Source organism: uncultured Thiodictyon sp., assembly GCF_903946935.1.
Lineage (GTDB): Bacteria > Pseudomonadota > Gammaproteobacteria > Chromatiales > Chromatiaceae > Thiodictyon.
In genome coordinates this window covers 1-6,221 of sequence record NZ_CAJAXH010000263.1, presented here as the reverse complement: position 1 = coordinate 6,221, position 6,221 = coordinate 1, and the positions used below count along the sequence as shown (strand labels likewise).

The window sequence follows — 6,221 nt, the reverse complement described above, 5'->3', positions numbered from 1 at the left end:
TGTTGACGCTCGCGATCGGTTACGAGGACAGGCGCAGGACGAAGCAAGGGCATCGAAAAAACCAGAGTAGATCACGAAGTTTGCATCTTACAACGCGCTCTTCAGAAACGGTATTAGGATTTTCATCCTGCGGTACTAGTGGCGCGAAGCGCGACTCCTGATACCACTTTGGCTGATACCACTTTGGCAGTCGAGCCGGTGGCGGGAAATTGGACAGGATTAACAGGATTCAGGCAGGATTAACAGGATTTTCGATTGTGATATAGCGTCGTGAGACATCTTGTAAATCCTGAGAAATCCTGTTAATCCTGTCTATTTATTCAGGCCCATACTGGTTCTCAATAGGGTCTCGGGGGCTCTGATGCTCTGTATTCGTTTACCTGGCTAAGAGCACTCCCAGGAGACAAACTCACTCAGATCCGGGCCGCAGCCGCGTCTCGGCACGGATCTCTTGCTCCCGACCCCAGGCCTGCACGGCCGCCACGAACCAGCGGGCATCCCGGGGATGGGTGCGGATCACGTCGTGCTCGACATAGAAGCTACCGTCGGCATGGAACACCAGTACGCCCTGGCGCTGCCCCTGGAAGTCGCGCCACTCACCCACCAGGTCCTGCTCGCCGGAGGCCGGATTGCGGTCCAGATGATAATCGGCGGCGGCCGGGTCGGCGAGCGGCACTGAGCCGGCGACGAAGCCTAGCCGTTGCAGCTCTGCCCGCAGGGCGGCCCGGATCGACTGGGCGAGTGGTGCGACTTGCGCGTAGCGTGCCTGGGCGTCAGCGGCGCTACCGCATGGGTCCTGCGCGTGTGGTCTCGGCATAGGGACTACCTCTCTGCTTACAGGGGCTCCGTATCACAGCGATCGCCCTCAAGCGACGAGCGCCTGGGGCGCATGGGTGAGACACTTCTTGGGGCAGACCCGGGAACACGCCTGACAGCCGATGCAGTCCAGCATGTCCTTGAGGTTCATGACCATCCCGGGGGCCTCCTCGAAATCGTCGTCGTCATCGTCACTGTCGTCCATGTCCTCCAGGTCCAAGTCGTCCCGGTCGACCAGCTCAAAGACGTCCCGAGGACAGACCTTGTAGCAGCGACCGCAGCCGATGCAGCGGCCCTGGTTGATGTCGGTGACGAAGGCAGGTGTCCAATTAACCCCACCGCGGGTGATGCCAGTGATGATGCTCATACTCAGTATACCTTTCTTAAAGTCTCGGCGCGATGCGTTGTAGCACCCTACACGCTTCGCTGTAATCGATCGGCGCCACCGCCGCGGCCGGCCGACTAGCCCGCGGCGCTCAGGGCCGCTTGCAGGCGCGCCTCGGCCTGCGCCCAGGACTGGCAGGCGTCGTAGGTCGCCTGAGCGATGCCGGGGATCTCGTCAAAGGCCGCCGGCAGGCGCTCCTCGACTAAGTCGTGCAGTTCCCCGGCGCGCTCGGCAGCGATGCGCTTGGCCTTCCTAACGGCCCGCTCCAGGTCCGCAATCGTTGGGTCACTCATTGGCGGCAGTCCCCTAGCAGGCTGTCGGACTTAGTGATGCAACCGATTGAATGCAAAGAGTTTCATCTTTTGCGCCAAAAAGTCGTTTTCCTGTTTAATCAATCGGTTACGCCATCAAGTCCGACAGGCTGCTAGAGCCCCGCGACCTTCGGGTAATCGCCTATCAGATTCAGGGCGACCGAGAGGACCTTGTCGGCCTCGTCCTTCATCTTGGAGAGCGACGGGAAACCGAACCGGTGGACGTCGCGCAGGGTGCGATCCATCACCACCAGCTTGCCGACGGTGATCAATGCCCGCCCAAAGCCCTCATGGGTCAGATTGAGCAGGGGCACCGCCATCAGGCCGCATTCCTTCTCGATCAATGAAGCGATGGCGTTGTAGAAGACCTTGACCCGGGCCAGGACGATCTCATCCGGGTCGCCGATAATCGGGATCTCACGCTTCTTCTCCTTGGTCAGCACGAAAGGCTCCAGTATTTGCGCCGTCGACCAGGTATCGTAGGTGCCGTAGCTGTCGATGGCGCGCATCTGGCGCACCATCTCCACGCCGAAGTCGGTGGTGAGAACCGGGTCCGTCTCGCTGATGTCTGCAACTGCCGTGCTCATCAAGGTACCTTTTAATTGCTGATTGCTGATTGCCGATTGAGACTGCTGGTCCGCACAGCGGACCCTACGCGCTTACTGCTTGTCTGTTTTGCGATCCCGAGCCACGCAGCGGATCGGGATTATTCGTTCCAGCCTTCGGATTCCATGGCGTCGAAGCGCTGCCCGTCGCGTGGCTGCCGGGCCTCCAGCGCGCGGGCCAGCCAGGCGCTGGGGCCGGCGCGCAGTTCCTCTTGCAGGGCGGCGATCAGCTCGACCACCGGGGTCCCCTCGGCGACCTTGATCGGCTGCACCCCCTTGGCGCGTAACTGATTGACCGCGGAGGCCCCGGCGGCCTGGCAATAGACCGCGATGCAGCCCTCCAAGGCGGCGATCTTGGCGGCCAGCTTGTCCTCGTTGCCGTCCATGTCCAGCCGGCCGAACTGGGTCACCTCCACCAGGTTAGAATGCTGCGGGTCGATCGCATAAATGGCAAAGGACTGCGCGGCACCGAAGTGCTGATCGACATGGCGCATATCGCCGGTGGCAAAGGCCACCTTCACCGCTGGCTCGTTACCCATCGCATCACCCCCGAAGCTCACCACCTTGAGTCGTCGTTCGACCGTCATCGCCCAGTCCTCAGATTATCGACCGCTCGTCAATTTTCGATAAGATTTATTGTCCGCAAATAAACGCAAATAAACGCAAATGAGATAAAGGCGTGACACGCCGCGGGAGTGCCATGATGGATGCGCTACGCGCACCCAGCCAACACACCGAACTTATTTGCGTTCATTAGCGTTCATTTGCGGACGAATCCTCTTTCTTAACCGTGGGCTGCGCGTGCCTCCTCATCCGCTCGCGGCATGAGCCGCGAGCGATAGGGATGAATCTCCCCGCGCTCCAATTCCAGCAGGATATTGGCCAGGCCGAAGAGCGTGGCGCGGCTGCCCTGGTAACCGATCCAGGTACGCTGATGGCCGCCCACCCGATCGTATTGCGGGAAACCGGCGCGCAGCAGCGGGATACCCAGGCGCTGCGCCGTATGGACCGCATGTGAACTGCCGATCAGCACCTCGGCCATCCGGTCGCGGGCGTCCGCCTCTAGGTCCTCCAGGTCGCCGATACGCACCCGGTCGCAACGCACCTGGGCCAGCGACGGGGCATTGGCCGGGGTGGCGGCGGCCACCGTCTCGGCCCCGACACCGGCCAGCAGTTGGCTGAAGGCCACCAGCAGATCGGCATCGGCGGCGATAGCGAAACGCGAGAGCCCGAGCATGAAATGGCTGTCGAGCATGGCATCTTGGAGCTGGGCGCGCTGCCGCTCGATGCGCTCCGGGACCGGATTGCCGGAGATCGCCGACAGGGTCTGGACCAGCGCGTCCACCGCGTCCAACCCCATCAGGTGTGCAAAGCGATGGTCCGGGACCCCGGTGCGGGCCTGGAGCAGGTCAGCCGTGTGGGTCATCGAGCCGCCGATCACGAGCGTCGCCACCGAGTCGCCCAGGGTCGGCAGTTCGCTCGCCAGGGTGCCGCCGATGGTGAGCGGGTTGAACTCCTCCGGCGGCAGATGGCCGTCCAGCGAGTCGGACAGGTCCGGCAACACCACCGGGCGCAGGCCGAACAGCTCGATCAGCTCCTTCAGGTGTTCCAGGTCGCCGGGCGTGAGCGCCGAGCCGACCAGCACCGTGACCTGGCGGCGGCGGCGGCCGGGCTGGGTGCCGGCCACCGCGGCCGCCGGGACCAGGCAGTCGATCATGGCGCTGGTGGCCTGGGCAAAGCCGGACTCCAGACAGCCGGTAAAGTCAGGTGTGGAGACCGGTATGATCGGAATCCGGTCGTACTCCGGATGCTTGGCGCGAAACTCACGCACGGCCATGTGGATGTCCGCCCCTTGGGCCTCGGCCAGACCCGTGGTGGGCACGCCGATCAGGTCCGGCTGGTTCTTCTCGCACAGGACCCGCAGCCCCTCCACCACATTCTCATTGGCGCCCATGATGGCGCTGACCTGCTCCATGGCCGTCGACTGGATCGGGATCGGCTCACGAAAATGCCTGACAAAAAAGACCTTACCGAAGGCGGTACAGCCCTGCGAGCCGTGCAGCATGGGGATTGAGCGGCGGATGCCCAGGAAGGCCAGGGCCGCCCCGATGGTCGAGCTGGCCTTCAGCGGGCTGACCGAGAGTGCCTTGCGGCGCTTGACGATTTCCGGTGCGATGAGCTCAGGCATGGGCCACCTCCAGGTTGGCGTCGCCGGGCGCGTCGGCAACGGCATCGGTGTCGACGGCCGTCCGCGCGTTGGCGGCCAGCGCCCAGGGTGCCGGCCGACGCACCGCCTCCCACACCGGGCTCTCGATGGTGAGGGCGAGCTGCTTGGCCAGTTCCAGCATCCCCGTGTAACCCGCGTAGCCGAATTCACGCTCCTGGTTGATGTCCAGGAAGGGGATGCGCGCCTTAAGCGCCGTGTACATATTGCGCCCGCCAGCGATCAGGCAGTCGACCCCCTGGTCGCGCACAATCTTGATCAGCGCCCGCGGGTTGCCGTCCTCGATCATCACCGCGTCCTGACCCATCAGCTCGCGGATGCGCGCCTTGTCGTCCTCAGTGGATTTGCGGGTGCCGGTGGCGACCACGATCATGCCAAGGTCCTGGAGGGCGGAAACGATCGACCAGGACTTGACCCCGCCGGTATAGAGCAGGACCTTGCGCCCCGTCAGGCGCGCCCGCCAGGGTTCGAGCTGGGCATGAATGATCGCCTCCTCCCGGGCAATCACGGTCTCGGTACGGGCGGTCAGGGCCGGGTCATCGATGATCCGGGCGAAGTCGCGCAGTGCCTGCGACACGTCGGCGACCCCATAAAAGCTCCCCTCAAACCAGGGCGTGCCGTAGCGCTCCTTGAGGAGCCGCGCGACATTGATCATGGCCTTGGAGCAGACCATCATGTTGACCTCCGAGCGGTGCATGGTCTGCACCTCCCGGAAGCGGGCGTCGCCCGACAGGCTGCCCAGCACCCGCAGGCCCAGCTCATCGAACAGCGGCGATACATGCCAAAGCTCGCCCGCGATGTTGTACTCGCCCACCAGGGTCACGTTGTGGACCTTGAAACCCTCGTGTTCGATCCCGGCCGGCAGCGGGTCCGGCTCGCGGGTCCCGCAGACATACTTCACCATCGCCTCGCCGGCGATGCGGTTGCCCAGGTTCTTGGTCCCGTAAAAGCCCGCCGCGTCCACCGGCACCACCGGCGTACCCCAGCGCTGCTGCGCCTGGCGGCAGACCGCCTCGATGTCGTCGCCGATCATCGCCGGGATGCAGGTGTTGTAGACGAAGACCGCCGCCGGGTGATACGAATCAATGGCCTGCTTGATGCCATGGAACAGGCGCTTCTCGCCCCGGCCCATGATCACGTCCTGCTCGGTGAGATCCGTGGTCATGCCCATCTTAAACAGCGTAGGCCCGGACGAGCGGGTGCCGCGGCTGTCCCAGGAGCTGCCGGCGCAGCCGATCGGACCGTGGACGATGTGTGCCACGTCCGCGATGGGCAGCAGCGCGATCTGCGCGCCATCGAAGGCACAGCCGCCCGCGGTGGCCCCAGGCTTCGGCTTGGAGCAGCCGGACTTGGCCTTGGTGTTGTGTGCGCAGGCCGGCTCATCGAGCAGGGCCGCGATGTCTTTCTTGTTCATGGACACCCCAGAATCGGCGTTTGGGGGTGTCTATGCAGTCCTTGTGCCAGTCTTTAAGGCGCTGTTCTGGTTGGTGATCGCGGCGCGGCCGGCCTGTCGCGTCTGCGACAAAACGGGGGCGGTGGAGGATCGCAGACACCAATTTGGTGCGGAGCCGTCCGCAGCGCAGGTGTCCCGCGCACGAATGTCTTCCCCCGGTTGGCCGCGCAGCACCCGCCGTCCGATGGGACGGGACGAAGCAAGATCAGCAACCGTGCCAACCCAGGGCCTGCACCGACAGTTATACCCAGCCCATGAAATCAACCATACTCGTGACACCGCTTAGCGCATCCCATTACACACATCTCATAACTCATGAGCCTCTCTGGCAAATTTGATCCCAGCGGCGAAGTCCATGACGCGCTGAAGGCCGAGCCAAATCGTCTTCAGGCCGGGCTCGCCGTCGCCCTTGCGCCCGAGAAAGCCG

The 6,221-nt window shown here is 63.7% G+C and carries 8 protein-coding genes; all 8 read right to left on the bottom strand.

The genetic code is table 11. The features are described from left to right. Positions 1 to 409 precede the first annotated feature (409 nt). Positions 410 to 817 (bottom strand): hypothetical protein, encoded by a 408-nt coding sequence (locus QZX93_RS23255; protein WP_295386322.1) that lies wholly within the window; start codon positions 815 to 817, stop codon positions 410 to 412. 48 nt (positions 818 to 865) lie between these two features. Then, positions 866 to 1,183, bottom strand: coding sequence for a ferredoxin III, nif-specific (gene fdxB, locus QZX93_RS23250; RefSeq protein WP_295386319.1), 318 nt, complete (start codon positions 1,181 to 1,183; stop codon positions 866 to 868). A 95-nt stretch (positions 1,184 to 1,278) separates the two neighbouring features. Beyond that, the gene (locus QZX93_RS23245) at positions 1,279 to 1,494 is read right to left on the bottom strand and encodes a CCE_0567 family metalloprotein (protein WP_295386316.1); all 216 of its coding nucleotides are present in this window, start codon (positions 1,492 to 1,494) and stop codon (positions 1,279 to 1,281) included. 131 nt (positions 1,495 to 1,625) lie between these two features. Then, positions 1,626 to 2,099, bottom strand: a complete 474-nt coding sequence (locus QZX93_RS23240) for a NifX-associated nitrogen fixation protein (protein ID WP_295386314.1) — start codon at positions 2,097 to 2,099, stop codon at positions 1,626 to 1,628. A gap of 119 nt (positions 2,100 to 2,218) precedes the next feature. Then, on the bottom strand, positions 2,219 to 2,704 hold the full coding sequence (locus QZX93_RS23235) for a NifB/NifX family molybdenum-iron cluster-binding protein (protein ID WP_295386311.1): 486 nt from the start codon (positions 2,702 to 2,704) through the stop codon (positions 2,219 to 2,221). Between the two features lie 197 nt (positions 2,705 to 2,901). Then, positions 2,902 to 4,305, bottom strand: coding sequence for a nitrogenase iron-molybdenum cofactor biosynthesis protein NifN (nifN, locus tag QZX93_RS23230; RefSeq protein ID WP_295386308.1), 1,404 nt, complete (start codon positions 4,303 to 4,305; stop codon positions 2,902 to 2,904). Then, positions 4,298 to 5,755 (bottom strand): nitrogenase iron-molybdenum cofactor biosynthesis protein NifE, encoded by a 1,458-nt coding sequence (gene nifE / locus QZX93_RS23225; RefSeq protein WP_295386305.1) that lies wholly within the window; start codon positions 5,753 to 5,755, stop codon positions 4,298 to 4,300. The genes nifN and nifE overlap by 8 nt, the downstream gene beginning before the upstream one ends. A 345-nt stretch (positions 5,756 to 6,100) precedes the next feature. Then, positions 6,101 to 6,221: IS4 family transposase (locus QZX93_RS23220; protein WP_295384024.1), on the bottom strand; the 121-nt coding region annotated here is incomplete at its 5' end.